Below are 15299 nucleotides of genomic sequence, written 5' to 3'. Positions count from 1 at the left end.
CCCAGGTCAGGCCGCCTCCGTCAACAGAATCCGGGCCAGCTCGGCGGGCTGGGAGAACATCGGCCAGTGGCCGGTGTCCATGGTGACCAGTCGCCAGTGGTCGCTGGTCAGCAGGCTGGCCACCGTGTCGTTGGGCTCAGGCCCGTCGAGCAGGCATTTGATGTAAGTCGCCGGCAGCTCACCCAGCGGTCGGCTCAGCACGGCCGGCTCGGTCAGCGTGGCGCCCGGGTGCGGAGTGGCGCCTCCGAGCAGGCGGGCGATCTGCTCGTCAGTGAGACCCTGACCGTCGACGTCGGCCACGCTGGCCGGAGCCCAATCGCCGCCGTTGTCGGCGAGTTGCGCCTCGAAGGCCGCCTGGCCCTGCCACCAGCCGGAGGCGAACGACCCACCGTCGACCGGCACCTCGGAATCCACGAAGACCACCCGGCTCAACCGGTCGCCGATCCGCTCGGCGGCCTGGCCCACCGGAATGCCCGCGTAGCTGTGCCCGACCAGCACCACACCACGCAGGTCGTGGCGCTCGACCTCGTCGACGATGTCCTGCACGTGGGTCTGCTGCCCGGCGGGCACGCCCCGCTTCTCGGCGAGACCGGAGAGGGTCAACGCGTGGGCGCCGTGGCCGGCCGCCCGCAGTGGTGCCACCACCTCGTCCCATGCCGACGATCCCAGCCACGCCCCCGCCACCAGTACGAATTCAGCCATGGGCGGGACCCTAGCGGCACCCTCCGACAGCCCCGACGCGTCAGGACCAGGTGCGGGCCTCGGCGGCGAAGAGTTCCGGCGGGCTCGCCACCGGCAACACGCAGAGCAGGTGACCACCGGGCGCCCGCAGGACCCGACACTCGAGCCACTGCGACACCTCGGTGGCGCCCAGACCGATCAACCGCGCGGTCTCGGCCGGCACGTCGTCGGTTTCGATGTCGAGGTGGAAGCGCGGCACGTCGTCGACCGCCTGGACCGCGGCGACCAGCCCTGGCAGCGCCTCGTGCAGACCGATGAACTGCGGCTCGGCAGGATGGGACCGGGTGCTGACGCCGAGCGCCGCCGACCAGAACTCGGCCGCCCGGGCGGCCTCCGCCTCAGGAGCGTCGATCAGCAGCGCGTACACGCGGCTTCGGTGCATGCCGGCCAGGGTATCGAGGATCCGGGGGTGCCGCTCGACGGCTGCCCGCGTTTCGACGCTACCTGAGCCGGCACTGAGGTACGCGACCCGGGCCGGCGCTCAGCCGGGCGGCGGTGCCGGGGGACCGATCTGGGCGGCGAGCCGCTTCGGGGCCATGACGCAGTAGCTCTCGGTGAGCAACTCACCCACCTCCTCCCAGTCGGTGTTCTCGTCCAGGACCATGCCCATCACGTTCGGACTCCAGTCCGGTTTGTAGAAGGGGTGCCCCGTCGCGAGGAGCCCGGCGATCTCGTCGAGTGGCGACCGGAAGGTCAGCAGGCAGGCGGGCTGGTCGAGTGCGGCGGCCCGCGCGTGGACCGGCTGGCGATCGGGGTCGACGGTGAGCACGTGGGCGAAGGTCCGCTTGCGGATCCGCCAGCGGGTCCCCACCCAGGCGGGCTCCTCATAGGTCTCCGGCAACCCGAGACAGATCGGCCGGAGCCGGTCGAGGACCTCGGGCGGGACGTCTCCGGGTGCGGTCACGGGCAACGACGCTAACCGGTCGGTGTGACAAGTTCCGCTCGCCGAACCCCACCCGGCCCGGTGGTGTGCGCCCTGACGATCGGCCAGGATGGGCCGGGGCGGCAGTGGGCCGTCGCCCCGGCTCGACCCGCCCCCGTGCCCGCTGAGGAGTGCCGTGCCGTCCACCCTGCTCTCCCGCCGTGACCTCGACTTCCTGCTGCACGAGTGGCTGCGGGTGTCCGAACTCGTCGAGCGTCCCCGCTACGCCGAGCACTCCCGGGAGACCTTCGACGACGCCCTGGATCTCGCCGAGCGGGTGGCCACCGAGCAGTTCGCCCCGCACAACCGCGCCGCCGACCTGGCCGAGCCCACCTTCGACGGGCAGCGGGTGCGGCTGATCCCGCAGGTCCGTACGGCGTTGGACAGCTTCGCCGAGACGGGCCTGCTCACCGCCGGCCTGGACGCCTCGGTCGGTGGCCTGCAACTGCCGCACGCGGTCGCCGCGGCCTGCTTCACCTGGTTCCAGGCCGCCAACGTGGCCACCTCGGCGTACCCGTTCCTCACCCTGGGCAACGCCAACCTGCTGTTGGCGCACGGCAGCCCCGAGCAGGTGGACACCTACGTCCGGCCGATGCTGGACGGCCGGTTCTTCGGCACCATGTGTCTGTCCGAACCGCACGCCGGCAGCTCACTGGCCGACATCACCACCCGCGCCGAGCCGCAGGCGGACGGCTCGTACCGGCTCTTCGGCACCAAGATGTGGATCTCCGGCGGCGACCACGAGTTGTCCGAGAACATCGTCCACCTGGTGCTGGCCCGCATCCCCGGCGCGCCGCCCGGGGTCAAGGGCATCTCGCTGTTCATCGTGCCCAAGGTGCTGGTCGGCCCGGACGGGTCGCTCGGTGAGCGCAACGACGTGGTGTTGGCCGGGCTCAACCACAAGATGGGGTTCCGGGGCACCACCAACACCCTGCTCAGCTTCGGCGACGGCGCGCACACCCCGGCCGGCCGCGCCGGGGCCGTCGGTCACCTGGTCGGCGCGCCGCATCAGGGTCTGGCGCAGATGTTCCACATGATGAACGAGGCCCGGATCGGGGTCGGGGCCGGCGCCACCGCGCTGGGTTACACCGGCTATCTCAAGAGCCTGGCGTACGCGAAGGAACGGCCGCAGGGCCGGCCGGTCGGCGCTAAGGGCCCGGCCACCGCGCAGGTGCCGATCATCGACCACCCCGACGTACGACGGATGCTGCTGGCGCAGAAGAGCTACGTGGAGGGGGCGCTGGCGCTGGTGCTCTACTGCGCGCGGCTGCTCGACGAGCAGAAGACCGCCCCGGCCGAGGCCGACCGCGAGCGCGCGCACCTGCTGCTGGACGTGCTCACCCCGATCACCAAGAGCTGGCCGTCGCAGTGGTGCCTCACCGCCAACGATCTGGCGATCCAGGTGCTCGGAGGGGCCGGCTACACCCGCGACCACGACGTGGAGCAGCACTACCGCGACAACCGGCTCAACCCGATCCACGAGGGCACCCACGGCATTCAGGCACTGGACCTGCTGGGGCGCAAGATGACCATGCAGGGCGGCGCTGGTCTCGCTCTGCTGACCACGACGATCGGTGACACTGTCGAGCGGGCCCGCAAGGCCGGGGGAGAGGCGGCCGAGTTGGCGGACCGGCTGGCCGCCGCGGTGGACCGGGTCACCGCTGTCACCCGTCGACTGTGGGCCGACGGTGACCCGGTGCTCGCGCTGGCCAACGCCAGCGCCTACCTGGAGGCCGTCGGGCACGTGGTGATCGCGTGGATGTGGTTGGAGCAGGTGCTGGCGCTGCCGCCGGAGGGGGCCGACGACGGGTTCCACGCCGGCAAGCGGCAGGCCGCCCGCTACTTCTTCAATGTCGAGTTGCCCCGGACCGGCCCGCAGTTCGACCTGCTGGACAGCCGGGATCGGACCACCCTCGACATGCGCCCGGACTGGTTCTGACCGAACCCGGCGTCATCGCCGTCCGCGGGACTGGTGGCTCATGGCCTGGCGCCCCTTGACGACGCCCCAGACGATCACGATCACCAGCGCGATCACACCGATGATGATCAGCCAGCGGACCGCCTCGAGGAGCAACCCGAGCAGGATCAGCACACCGGCGACCACGCCGACAACCCAGAGCAGTGCACGCATGTCGACCTCCCGTAACCGGCCGCGCCTGGTGCGGCCGGCCCGGCTTCTCCTTCCCCGTCCGGCCGACACCATGCGCGAGCGGCATACCGGAGTCGATCAGGGGCCGGTACGCGCCACGTAGACGGTGTTGGCCGACTCCCCACCGGTCAGCGGGTTGGCGAACGGCACGACGTGCGCCCGCACGTCCCCGAACACCTCGGTGAGCGCCGCGGTGAACTCGGCGTCCGGCGGGTCGTCCGACCAGAGCGCGAAGACTCCCCCGGGGCGCAGCAGCGCGGCCAGCCGGCGCAGACCGGCCGGCGGGTAGAACGCCGCGTGGCTCGGGTGCAGGACGTTGCGCGGGGAGTGGTCGACGTCGAGCAGCACGGCATCGAACCGCCGACCGGGCACCTCGGCGTCGAAGCCGGTGTCACCGGCGACCGCCGCGAAGAAGTCGGCCTGCACGAAGCGGGTCCGGGGGTCCTCGGCGAGCCCCGCCGCGAACGGCAGCAACCCCCGCCGGTGCCAGTCGATCACGTCCTCGATCGCCTCCACCACGAGCAGTGAGCGCACCCGGGGGTCGCCCAGCGCCGCGCAGGCGGTGTAGCCCAGCCCGAGACCGCCCACCACCACGTCGAGGGAGTCACCGGCCACCTCGGCGAGGCCGAGCCGGGCCAACTCGATCTCCGCGACAGGGAAGAGGCTGGACATCAGGTACTCGTCGTCGAGCTTGACCTCGTACACCTCGACCTGGAGTGCCGGGTCCCGGCGTCGGCGCAGGCTGATCGCGCCGATCGGGGTCTCCCGCCAGGCCAGCTCTTCGAAACGCGCGCCCACGGGTGCCCTCTCGCCGCCGGATTCGTCCACGGATGGTAGCGGTTGCCCCGCGACGGGCGGCCACGCAGGGTCCGCGGGAGATCGACGCAGCGCATATCCTGTGCCCGGCCGATCCACCGGAGGGGACTCATGCCGTCGCGGCAGGACCAGCTGCACTCCTACCAGTTCAGCGTCCAGCGAGCGGTCGCCGCCCTGGTCATGAGGGAGACCGACCCCGCGCAGTCGCCGTTTCGGCGGCTGGCCGGCGCCGGTCTGGCCAGCGTCCTGGTCGCGGTGATCGGGCTCGGAGGTTTCGCCCTCTACGGGCTGTTCGCCGGCGGCGGCAAGGGGTGGCGTGACCCGGGCGCGGTGATCGTGGAGAAGGAGTCCGGCGCCCGGTTCGTGTATCGCGAGCAGAAGCTGCACCCGGTGCTCAACTACGCCTCGGCGCTGCTCATCGTCGGCGCGGACCGGTCGAAGACGGTGCTGGTGTCCCGACGCACCATCGACGGGGTGCCGCGCGGGCTGCCGTTGGGCATCGCCGACGCACCCGACTCGCTGCCCGCCCCGGGCCGGCTGGCCGCCACGGCGTGGACGGTCTGCTCGACGATCCCGGCCGGCGCGCGCGTCGAGGCGCCCCGCTCCGCGTTGCTGATCGGCACGGAGCCCGACGGTGGCCGGCCGTTGGGCGACGACGCGCTGCTGCTGCGCCACCCCGACGGCGGGCTGCACCTGGTCTGGCACCAGCGGCGTTACCTGGTCCGTGATCCCAGTCGGGTGCTGGCGGCACTCGCCACCACCCGGGCCCAGGCGGTTCCGGTGGCGCCGGCGCTCCTCAACTCGTTGCCCGCCGGCGCCGACCTCGCTCCGCTCGACCTGCCTGCGCTGGGCCGGCCCGCCACCCGCGTGCCGGGTGCCACGATCGGCGCGGTCTACCTGGTGAGCAACTCCGGTGGCGGCAGGCAGTACGCGGTGGCGCTCGACGCCGGCCTGGCCGGCATCACCGAGTTGCAGGCGGGGCTGTTGCTGGCCCGCACCGGGCAGGTCGAGCCGGTGCCGATGACGTTGGGCCGGTTCGCCGCGTTGCCCACGGTGCCCGACCTCGCCCCGACCGGCCCGAACGCCCCGCCGCCGACCCCGCCCCGGCTCGCGGCCGGCGACGGCGGGGCGCTCTGCACCCGCATCGGCGACGACGGCGGGGTTGGTGAGGTGCGCTGGGGCGTACCCCTGCGGGACCTGACGGCCGTGCCCCGCACCGCGCCGACCGGCGGCGCGGTGCTGGCCGACCACGTGGTGGTGGAGCCGGGCCGCGGCGCGGTGGTCGAGGCCGCCGCGGCGCCCGGGGCGACCGGCGGCGCGGTCTCCGTCGTCACCGACCTGGGCCGACGGTACGTGCTGGCCGACCGGGAGGTGCTCCCGATGCTCGGCTACCGCGACGTGCGGCCGGTGCGGCTGCCGGCCGGGCTGGTCAGCCTGGTGCCCGCCGGTGCCACTCTCGACCCGGCCGCCGCCCGTGCTGTCGCCGCCCCCGACTGAGGTCGACGCGGCCCCGCCTGCGTCACTCGGCCGGTCGGCGCAGAACGCTGACCGCGAACGGGGCATCGTCACGCCACGGGCGCAGGTCCCAGGTGGCGAAGCGCTGCTCCACACGAAGCCCGGCGGCCACCGCGTCGGCGTCGAACGCGGTCAGCGGGTAGCCACGCTCGGTGCCGAAGCCCACCGTCAGCACGCCATCGGGTCGCAGGTGCGCGGCCACACGGCGCAGCACCTCCGGTTCGGTGCCGACGGCGACGAAGGCAAGCACGTTGCCGGCCAGTACCGCCGCGTCGAACGGCTCCGCCTCACCCAGCGCCGGTAGGTCCAGCTCGGCGAGGTCGGCGACCAGCCACGTCGGGCCGGGATAGTCGGCGCGGGCGGCGTCCACGAGCGCGGGGTCGGCGTCCACCCCGACGACCGTGTGCCCCCGCTCGGCCAGAGCGGCACCGACGCGGCCGGTGCCGCTACCGGCGTCGAGGATCCGGGAGCCGGGCGCGACGAGGGCGTCCACCAGTCGGGCCTCACCGGCCAGGTCCGCACCCTCGGCCACGAGCTTGCGGAACCGGTCGATGTACCACTGTGAGTGCTCGGGACCGGTGTCGGTCGCCCAGCGGGTCGGGTTGGCCATGTGGCCACCGTAACCGGGCCGGTGGCGGCCCGGCGGTCGACCCGGGGACAGCCGGGATCAGGGCAGCCGGGCCACCGTCACGAACTCGTTGTAGGTGAACACCCGCCCGAGCGGCCGGGCGAACGGGAACGAATACTGCCGGGTGACGGTCAGGCCCAAATCCCTACAGGCCTGCGCCGCCTCGGCGAAGCCGACGAACCGGACGTGTGAGGCGTCGCTGGCGTACCCGCGTTCCTGCGGGGTGATGAACACGGCCTGCCCGCCCGAGCGCACGTACGGCAGGTACGACGAGATGACCTCCAGCGCCTCCTCGGCCGGCAGGTGCTCCAGCAGGTGCGCGGCGAGCAGCGAGTCGAACGCCCCCGGCCGGGCGTGCGGGCTCTCCTTGAACTCGTCCACCTGGTACGCCTCGAACCCGGCGGCCCGCGAGTGCGCCACCGAGGTCGGGTTGTGGTCGACGCCGACGCCGTTGCCGTCCAGGTTGGCGAGGTTACGACCCAGGCCGGAACCGACGTCGAGGGTGGTGCCCAGATTGAGGCGGCGCAGATTCCACCGGTACGGCGCCTGCACGTCGAGCATCCGCTTCCAACGGGCACCACCGAGGCGCTGTAGCCGGTCGGTGTAGTCCTCGCCCGCCGTCTCGGTCGGCTGACGCCGCCCTGCCTGACTCATGCGCCGACTCCCTTAGCTGTGCCGGATAAGAACGTGCCGATGGTACGGACATGAAGGGGATCGTGGGGGACATCACAGCCCGGCGTTTCCGGACTGTGACACCGGCCGGCTCAGCCTTTCTCCGCGCCGCTGGTCAGCCCCTCGGTGAGCAGCCGCTCGCTGGCGAAGAAAAGAATCACGATGGGCAGGGTGAGCACGACCGACCCTGCCATCAGCACCGTTTTGGGCACCTCCACCCCGTCGGCGAGGAGGGACAACCCGAGCGACACCGTCCACCGGTTGGGTTTGTCGACCAGGAACAGCAGGGCGAAGAGGAACTCGTTCCAGGCGATCATGAAGTCGTAGAGCGCGACCGCCATGATCGACGGCATCGCCAGGGGCAGGCTGACCCGCCGGATGATGCCGAGCCGACCGGCGCCGTCGATGGCGGCGGACTCCTCCAGGCTGACCGGGATGGTCTCGAAGTAGTTCTTCAGCATGTAGACCGACACGGGCAACGTCTGCGAGATGTAGACCAGCACCAGACCGAAGAGCGAGCCGCGCAGGCCGGCCCGGGTGAAGACCACGAACAGTGGGATCGCGATGACGATCGACGGGAACAGGTAGACCGCCAGGAACAGGAAGTCCACCTGCCGCCGGCCGAAGAACCGCAGCCGGGCCACCGCGTACGCGCCGGGGATCGCGACCAGGAGGGTGAGCACTGTCGCCGCGACGGCGACCAACCCGCTGTTGCGGATGAAGGTGAGGAAACCCTGGCCGCCGTCGTCGGTGGCCTTGAGCACCTCGGCGTACGTGGCCACTGTCAGCTCACCGAAGCCGACCACCAGCGCGCCGGGGTCGAGCAGCAGCCGCTCGATGGGGCGCACCGAGAGCACCAGCATGTAGTAGAAGGGGAAGACCGTGATCACGAGGAACACGGCGATCACCAGGCGGCGCAGCCAACGCAGGCTCACCGTCTCGACCACGTCCCGGTCCATCAGCCCACCCTCCGTCCGAAGAAGCGCAGATAGATCAGCACGAACACGATGAGCACCACGGCCAGCACGACCGCCTGCGCGGCAGCGGCACCGATGTCGGTACGGGCGGTGAGGAACTCGTACACCCGCACGCTGACCACCTCGGTGCCGGCCGCACCGCCGGTGAGCAGGTAGACGTCGTCGAACTTGTTGAACGTCATGATGAAGCGCAGCACGCCCAGCAGGGCGATCACCGGCAGCAGTTGCGGCAGCAGGATGTGCCGGAACCGCTGGGTGGGGGTGGCGCCGTCGACGCGGGCGGCCTCCTCCAACTCGCCGGGCACCGCCTGGAGCCGGGCCAGCAGGAACAGGAACGCGAACGGGAAGTACCGCCACGCCTCGAAGACGATCACCGTGGCCAGCGCTGTCGACTCCTGGGTGAGGAACGGCACCGGGGCGTCCCAGCCGAGCAGGCGTTGACCCCACGCGTTGACGATGCCGAGCTGCGGGTCGAGCATCACCTGCCAGACGAACGTCACAGCGACCACCGGCGCCACGTACGGCAGCAGCATGGATGCTCGGACCAGGGTGCGGCCCCGGAACGGCCGGCGGACGACCAGGGCTGCCACCAGACCGAGCAGGATCGACCCGACGGTGCCGCCGATGCTGTAGATGAGCGTGACCCACAGCGTCTCGGCGAAGCCGGGGGTGTGCAGCACCCGGTCGATGTTGTCCATGGTGAACTCGCCGAACAGGCCGGTCTTGCGCAGCGTGGCGAGCCGGACCCGCTGGAAGGCGAGCACCACTGTCCACACGATCGGGATGCCGATGACCGCGATGGTGACGAGCAGGGTCGGTGCGACCAGCGCGAGCCCGGCCCGGGATTCGCGGCGGCGCAGGGTCAACGGTCGGCGTCGGGGTGGCGCCGACCGCTCCCGGGTGGGGGAGCGGCCGGGGCCGGGCGCGGTGGTGGTCAATTGACGCCCGCCTTGATGGCGTCGACGTCCTTCTTGGCGCGGTTGGCGGTGGCCGCCGGGTCGGACTTGCCGGAGACGAGGTCGCCCAGCACCTTGGGCACCGGCAACTCGCCCAGCATGGCGCCGACCAGCTTGCCCTGGCCCTGGCTGAGGCCCCACCGCCCGAAGGTGTCCGGGCTGCGGCGCAGCGTGGCCAGCACCTCGTCGCCGTACACGTCGGTGAGGGGCTTCTTCGCGTCCACGCCCGCCTGGCTGGTGTTCCAGGCGGTCAGGTACGCCTCCGGCTCGGCGGGGGTCCCCTTGCGGACCGGGAAGCGGCCCTCCGGGGACATGCCGAACCAGCGCGGGTAGCCGTCGCTGAGCATGTACTCCACGAAGGACTTCGCCGGGTCGGCCGCCGCGCCGTCCAGCACGGCCCAGGAGCTGATCTCGCCGTACTGGGCCGGCTCGGTGCCGTTCGGGCCCTTGATCGCTGTGACGAACCCGCTGTTCTTCGCGAGGAACGCCGGGTCCGCCTGGCACTGCGGGCAGGTCGGCTTGGCGTCGTTTCGAAGCCCGGCCAGCTCGTCGAGGATGAACGGCGACCAGATCACCATCGCCGCCTTGCCGGCGAAGTAGGTGGCCCGGGTGGTGTCCACGTCCTGTGCGCCTTTCACGGAGCTGGTGCGGATCAGGTCACCGTAGAAGCGGAACGCCTCGACGCACTGGGGCGAATCCAGTGTGACGTTCCCCGAGTCGTCGGTGAGCTGGCAGCCGTTGGCCAGGGCCAGGTGTTCGAAGGTCTGCTGGGTGAACACGTCGCTGGGGGCGGTCGCCGCGGTGATTCCGGCGACGCCGCCGGTGTTCAGCCGGGCCGCGGCGGTGGTGATCCGCTCGTACGTGTCGGGGGCGGGCAGGCCGGCCGCGGCGAACAGGTCCTTGCGGTAGACGAGCAGTTGCCCCCACCCGTCGCTGGGTACGGAGAGCTGTTTGCCGTCGTCGGCGGTGAGCTCCAGCGCCCGGGGGGAGAACGTCTGCTTGCCCAGCTTGTCGACGACCTCCGCGTTCGCCGAGGCGTGCAGCAGTTCGTTGCCGGCGAGCGTGCGGATGCCGGCGAGGGAGACCGACCCCACCACGTCGGGCAGGTCGCCGGCGGCGGCGTTGGCGGCGATCAGGGAGGGGAACTGGTCCTCGTTGACGGTCACGAGATCGACCTGGATCCCGGTCTTGGCGGTGAAGTCGGCGATGATCGCCTTGGTGGCGGTGACCCGGTCGGCGACGTCCTCCAGGCTCCAAACGGTGATCTTTTTGCTGTTGCTGTCTGACTGGTCGTCCCCGCAGGCCAGCAGGGTGGACGTGGCCAGTGTCATGATCAGGGTGGTGGCGAGTATCCGCCTCGGAGGTGCTGACATCGGTGGCACTCCTCTCGAAGGGTACATGCCGGATTCAACACCTTCGATTGATCAATAACAAGACATAGTGCGATTTTGTGTCTATCCTGGAGCCCAGTGCTACCGGGATGTGACACATGGGCAACTGGGTGGTCTCTCTCGCCGGGCCTCGACGCATCAGCCTCGAGCCCTGCCCGCCGGATCCGCTCGGCCCCGGCCAGGTCCGAGTCCGCACCTGCTACTCGGGCATCTCCGCCGGCACCGAGCTGACCCTCTACCGGGGCAGCAATCCCCGGCTCAGCAAGGACTGGGACGACGCCGCCCGAATGTTCGTCCCCCGACAGACCCCGGTGCCCTATCCGTTGATCGGCTTCGGTTACGAAGAGGTCGGCGAGGTCGTCGAGGTCGCGCCGGACGTCACCGACCGGCATCCGGGGCAGCTCGTCTGGGGCATCTGGGGGCACCGGGCCGAGGCCGTGCTCGCCGCCGACGCGGTCCGCGCGCTCCCCGCGGGCCTGGATCCGCTCGCCGCGGTCTTCGCCCGCCCCGGCGCCATCGCGCTGACCGCCGTGCTCGCCGGTGACCTGCACCTCGGCGACTGGGTCGGCGTCTTCGGGCAGGGCGTCATCGGGCTGCTCGCCACCCGGCTCGCCGTGCTCTCCGGGGCCCGGGTGGTGGCCGTCGACCCGGTACCCGACCGGCTGGAGCACGCCGCCCGGTACGGTGCGACGTTCACAGTGGACGCCACCGTCACGTCCGCCGCCGCCGTGCTGCGCCAGGCCACCGACGGTCGGGGCGCCGACGTCTGCCTGGAGTTGTCCGGCGCGTACCCGGCGCTGCACGAGGCGATCCGCTCCACCACCCACGCCGGCCGGGTCGTGGCCGCCGGCTTCTACCAGGGCCAGGCCGACGCGCTCGGCCTCGGCGAGGAGTTCCACCACAACCGCATCCAGTTGGTGGCCGCCCAGGTCTCCGGGCCCACCCCCGCACCGAGCATGGCGGGCCGGTGGACCGGAGACCGGGTCGCCCAGACCTTCATGGACCTGGTGGCCGACCGCAGCGTCGACCCGCTGCCGCTGGTCAGCCACATCGTCGACGCCAGCGCGGTCGCCGACGCCCTCGCGCTGCTCGACCGCGGCGCCGGTGACGTCCTCCAAGTCGTGCTGAGGTTCTCATGACCACCATCGCGCTGGCCTGTCAGGAACAACTCCTGCCGGGCACCAACCTGATCCAGAAGTACGCCCTCGCGGCCGCCCTCGGCTACCAGGGCATCGAGCTGCGCGGCCGCGGCGACCTCGCGTTCGCCCGCCGGCTGCCCGAGCTGCGCCGGGCCCGCGCCGCCGGGGTGGTGATGCCCACCGTCTGCGTCGAGATGGACCACTTCATCGGCGACTTCGACCCCGCCCGCTCCGCCGACGCCGTCCGCAACCTGCGCTCCCAGCTCACGGTGATCGCCGAGCTGGGCGGCGTCGGGGTGATGACCCCGGCCGCCTGGGGGATGTTCTCCCGGCGACTGCCGCCGTTCGAGCCGCCCCGCTCGCCCGACGGCGACCGGCAGGTGCTCCTCGACGCCCTCGGCGAGCTGGGCGAGCACGCCCGGGCCGAGGGGGTCACCCTCTTCCTGGAACCCCTCAACCGGTACGAGGACCACATGGTCAACCGTCTCGACGAGGCGGTGGCGCTCTGCGCCGCGCTCGGGCTGCCGTCGGTCCGGGTCGTCGCCGACACCTTCCACATGAACATCGAGGAGGACGACGTGCACCGCGCCCTGCGCGCCGCCGCCCCGTACCTCGGGCACGTGCAGGTCAGCGACTCCAACCGGTACCAGCCCGGCGCCGGGCACCTGGACTGGCCGGCACTGGTGCGCACCCTGCTGGAGCTGGACTACCGGGGTTGGCTGGCCCTGGAGTGCCGGCTGCGCGGCGACCCGGTCCGGGCACTGCAACAGGCGGCCACGGTGCTGCGACACGCGCTGCCCCGGCGGGCCGCCGCGTGACCGCCGACGCCGGGCCGACCAGCGTCGACGCGACAGCCGGTGTCGACGGGATCGCTGACGCCGGGGCGGCGCGCGCCGAGGCCGCCGGCACGGGTGGCCCGGCCGACGCGAACGGGCTGCGTCGACTCGCTGTCGACACGCTCGACGCCAACTGGGAGCACGACCACACGGTGCCCTCGCGCACGCTCTACCCGCACCAGTGGAGCTGGGACTCCGCGTTCATCGCGATCGGGCTGGCCCAGGTCCGCCCCGACCGAGCCTGGCGGGAGCTGACCAGCCTCTTTCGGGCGCAGTGGGCCGACGGGCGGGTGCCGCACATCGTGTTCAACCCGGCGTTGCGGGTCGGCGCGTACTTCCCGGGGCCGGAGATGTGGCGCTCGGCCGACGTGCCGGGAGCACCGGCGATGGCCACCTCCGGCCTGGTCCAGCCGCCGGTGCACGCGCTCGCCGCGTTGCTGGCGTACCGGCGGGCGCCCGACCCCACGGGGCTGGCCGCGCTGCGCCGGCTCTATCCCGCGCTGGTCGCCCAACAGCGCTACCTGGCCGACCGGCGGGACGTGGCAGGTGACGGGCTGGTCTGCATCGTGCACCCGTGGGAGTCCGGGTTGGACAACAGCCCGGCGTGGGACGAGCCGATGGCCGCGGTGCCGGCCGAGGCGGCGGTCATGCGCGCGTACCGTCGGCACGACACCACACACGCCGACGCCGCACACCGCCCCACGGACCTGGACTACGCGCGCTACCTGGCGATCGTCGCCGCCTACCGCGAGCACGGCTACGCCGACCGCGACCTGGCCGCCGGTCACCCGTTCCTGGTGGAGTGCCCGTTGTTCAACGCGGCGTTCGGGGCCGCCGAACACGCCCTCGCTGAGATCGCCACGCTCATCGGCGACGACCCGGGGCCACACCGGGCCCGCGCGACCCGGATCACCGAGGCTCTCCTCCGCCGGCTCCACGACCCGGACACCGGCACGTTCCAACCCCGTGACCTGCGCACCGACCGCCTGGTGAGCGCCCGTACCGTGCTTGGCCTGACCCCCCTGATCCTGCCCGACCTGCCGGCGCGGCACGCCGACGCGTTGGTCGTCGAAGCCCGGTCGGCGCGCTTCGGGGTGGCCCGTCGGATGGACCGGCCGCTACCCACCTACGACCGCACCGCACCGGACTTCGAGCCGTTGCGCTACTGGCGCGGGCCGAGCTGGCTCAACATCGGCTGGCTGGTCCGGCGTGGGCTGCTCACGCACGGGCACCCGGAGCTGGCCGCCGGGCTGCGCCGCTCGATGATCGGTCTGGTCGCCGGTGCCGGCTGCCACGAGTACTTCCACCCGGACACCGGCGCCGGGCTGGGCTCGCCGTCGTTCGGCTGGACGGCCGCGCTGTTGCTCGACCTGCTGGCCGACTGAGCGCGGTGCCGGTGGTAGCGTCCCCGATCCCGGCGGCCGTGAGGAGCAACGTGCGCGAGATTGACAAGGTGGCCTGGATCCTGTTGCAGGACGGTCGGGTGCTGAGCACCCGGTCGGTGGGCAAGGACGTCTGGTACCTGCCGGGTGGAAAGCGCGAGCCGGGCGAGACCGACCTGGAGACCCTGCGCCGGGAGATCGACGAGGAGTTGAGCGTCGAGGTCGACGTGCCCGGCGCCGTACACCTGGGCACCTTCACCGCCGAGGCACACGGCCACGCTGCCGGCACCACGGTGCGGATGACCTGCTACCGGGCCGGCTATCACGGGCAGCTGCGGCCGGCCAGCGAGATCGCCGAGATGGCCTGGCTCGGGTACGCCGACCGGCACCGCACGTCGCCGGTCGACCAGATCATCTTCGACTACCTGCTGGCGGAGGATCTGCTGCGCTGACGGCCCAGGTTGCCGGCCCGGGTTGGCGGCGCGGTTTGGCGGCGTCGGCCGGGGGTAACCGCCGGGGCGTGACGGACGGCGACGGGTTTCCGCACTTCATCGACGCGGTGTCCCGGCGGTCCGGCCTGCCGACCGAGCAGGCCGCCGCCCTCGCCCGCGCCGTGCTCCAGACGATGGCCGAGCGGGTGACCGGTGGCCCGCCCGACGACCTCGCCGGGCACCTTCCGAACTCGGTCGGGGGCTACCTCACCGGCCCGGCCCCGGATCCGGCCGGGGCCGTTGGTCCGGATCTGGCCGGGGGCTCACCCCCGGATCCGGGCGGGGCCGGTGGTTCGGATCTCGGCGTGGATCCGCTTCTGAGCGGTGGACCGGAGCCTGGCGTGGGCGGGCTGGACACCGGCGTGGGCCTGGAGGTGGGTGGCGCGGTTGCACCGCCGTCGGACGCCGGCCCGGCGGAGTTCCTCCGCCGGGTGGGACAGCGCGCCGGGGTGGATGCGGCCACCGCCCGGGTCGGAACCGGCGCCGTCTTCGCCACGTTGCGGGAGGCGATGACCGTACGGGAGTTCCGCGACATGGTGGCGCGACTGCCGCGCGACGGCGGAGGCGACGGTGCCGCGTCCGCTCCTCCCATTTCGCCCGACCCGTACCTGCCCTGAGCCGGCCCGTGCTCCGTCGCCGCGAGGGATTCGTGCCGCGCCGGCTCTGGCGTCGCTGAGCTGAACG

Annotated in this window: 17 protein-coding genes; 7 read left to right on the top strand and 10 right to left on the bottom strand. The window is 72.3% G+C overall.

Annotated features, from left to right (window positions below):
- Positions 1–6: 6 nt before the first annotated feature.
- The 3 genes from OH804_RS14470 to OH804_RS14460 form a co-directional block, all read right to left on the bottom strand.
- Positions 7–702 carry an alpha/beta fold hydrolase gene (locus OH804_RS14470; RefSeq protein ID WP_406065708.1) on the bottom strand — a complete coding sequence of 232 codons (696 nt, stop codon included), beginning with the start codon at positions 700–702 and terminating at the stop codon, positions 7–9.
- Positions 703–742: 40 nt separating this feature from the next.
- Positions 743–1123 carry a VOC family protein gene (locus OH804_RS14465; RefSeq protein ID WP_406065706.1) on the bottom strand — a complete coding sequence of 127 codons (381 nt, stop codon included), beginning with the start codon at positions 1121–1123 and terminating at the stop codon, positions 743–745.
- 99 nt (positions 1124–1222) lie between these two features.
- Complete coding sequence (locus OH804_RS14460; RefSeq protein ID WP_406065704.1) at positions 1223–1645, bottom strand: MmcQ/YjbR family DNA-binding protein; 423 nt, start codon at positions 1643–1645, stop codon at positions 1223–1225.
- A gap of 154 nt (positions 1646–1799) precedes the next feature.
- Between OH804_RS14460 and OH804_RS14455 the strand changes: the two genes are divergently transcribed.
- A complete protein-coding gene (locus OH804_RS14455; RefSeq protein ID WP_406065702.1) occupies positions 1800–3602 on the top strand; it encodes an acyl-CoA dehydrogenase in 1803 nt (600 codons plus the stop codon).
- A gap of 12 nt (positions 3603–3614) precedes the next feature.
- On the opposite strand, the gene OH804_RS14450 is transcribed toward OH804_RS14455, so the two are convergent.
- Both OH804_RS14450 and OH804_RS14445 read right to left on the bottom strand, forming a co-directional pair.
- Positions 3615–3794, bottom strand: a complete 180-nt coding sequence (locus tag OH804_RS14450) for a hypothetical protein (RefSeq protein ID WP_196922621.1) — start codon at positions 3792–3794, stop codon at positions 3615–3617.
- Positions 3795–3890: 96 nt separating this feature from the next.
- On the bottom strand, positions 3891–4610 hold the full coding sequence (locus tag OH804_RS14445) for a spermidine synthase (RefSeq protein WP_196922622.1): 720 nt from the start codon (positions 4608–4610) through the stop codon (positions 3891–3893).
- A 129-nt stretch (positions 4611–4739) separates the two neighbouring features.
- Between OH804_RS14445 and eccB the strand changes: the two genes are divergently transcribed.
- Positions 4740–6125, top strand: a complete 1386-nt coding sequence (gene eccB, locus OH804_RS14440; RefSeq protein ID WP_406065699.1) for a type VII secretion protein EccB — start codon at positions 4740–4742, stop codon at positions 6123–6125.
- Between the two features lie 22 nt (positions 6126–6147).
- On the opposite strand, the gene OH804_RS14435 is transcribed toward eccB, so the two are convergent.
- The 5 genes from OH804_RS14435 to OH804_RS14415 form a co-directional block, all read right to left on the bottom strand.
- On the bottom strand, positions 6148–6753 hold the full coding sequence (locus tag OH804_RS14435) for a bifunctional 2-polyprenyl-6-hydroxyphenol methylase/3-demethylubiquinol 3-O-methyltransferase UbiG (RefSeq protein WP_196922624.1): 606 nt from the start codon (positions 6751–6753) through the stop codon (positions 6148–6150).
- 57 nt (positions 6754–6810) lie between these two features.
- Complete coding sequence (locus tag OH804_RS14430; protein ID WP_196922625.1) at positions 6811–7425, bottom strand: methyltransferase domain-containing protein; 615 nt, start codon at positions 7423–7425, stop codon at positions 6811–6813.
- 110 nt (positions 7426–7535) lie between these two features.
- Entirely contained in the window at positions 7536–8402 is an 867-nt protein-coding gene (locus tag OH804_RS14425) for a carbohydrate ABC transporter permease (RefSeq protein ID WP_091406739.1), read from the bottom strand.
- Entirely contained in the window at positions 8402–9358 is a 957-nt protein-coding gene (locus tag OH804_RS14420) for a carbohydrate ABC transporter permease (RefSeq protein WP_210785044.1), read from the bottom strand. Before OH804_RS14420 ends, OH804_RS14425 begins: the two co-directional genes overlap by 1 nt.
- Positions 9355–10749 carry an ABC transporter substrate-binding protein gene (locus tag OH804_RS14415; protein ID WP_196922627.1) on the bottom strand — a complete coding sequence of 465 codons (1395 nt, stop codon included), beginning with the start codon at positions 10747–10749 and terminating at the stop codon, positions 9355–9357. Before OH804_RS14415 ends, OH804_RS14420 begins: the two co-directional genes overlap by 4 nt.
- Before the next feature lie 116 nt (positions 10750–10865).
- Here OH804_RS14415 and OH804_RS14410 point away from each other — a divergent pair, with 116 nt between their 5' ends.
- From OH804_RS14410 to OH804_RS14390, 5 genes are all read left to right on the top strand, one after another.
- Positions 10866–11906 carry a zinc-binding alcohol dehydrogenase gene (locus OH804_RS14410; RefSeq protein ID WP_406065695.1) on the top strand — a complete coding sequence of 347 codons (1041 nt, stop codon included), beginning with the start codon at positions 10866–10868 and terminating at the stop codon, positions 11904–11906.
- Positions 11903–12724, top strand: a complete 822-nt coding sequence (locus OH804_RS14405; RefSeq protein WP_406065693.1) for a sugar phosphate isomerase/epimerase family protein — start codon at positions 11903–11905, stop codon at positions 12722–12724. Before OH804_RS14410 ends, OH804_RS14405 begins: the two co-directional genes overlap by 4 nt.
- 50 nt (positions 12725–12774) lie before the next feature.
- Positions 12775–14127, top strand: a complete 1353-nt coding sequence (locus OH804_RS14400; RefSeq protein ID WP_406066538.1) for an MGH1-like glycoside hydrolase domain-containing protein — start codon at positions 12775–12777, stop codon at positions 14125–14127.
- Between the two features lie 50 nt (positions 14128–14177).
- Complete coding sequence (locus tag OH804_RS14395) at positions 14178–14576, top strand: NUDIX domain-containing protein (RefSeq protein ID WP_406065692.1); 399 nt, start codon at positions 14178–14180, stop codon at positions 14574–14576.
- A gap of 68 nt (positions 14577–14644) precedes the next feature.
- Positions 14645–15232 (top strand): DUF2267 domain-containing protein, encoded by a 588-nt coding sequence (locus OH804_RS14390; protein WP_406065690.1) that lies wholly within the window; start codon positions 14645–14647, stop codon positions 15230–15232.
- Positions 15233–15299 lie beyond the last annotated feature (67 nt).

The organism is Micromonospora sp. NBC_00860 (genome assembly GCF_045207375.1).
In the GTDB taxonomy this organism is placed as follows: domain Bacteria; phylum Actinomycetota; class Actinomycetes; order Mycobacteriales; family Micromonosporaceae; genus Micromonospora; species Micromonospora vinacea.
This window is presented reverse-complemented; position numbering and strand designations above follow the sequence as displayed.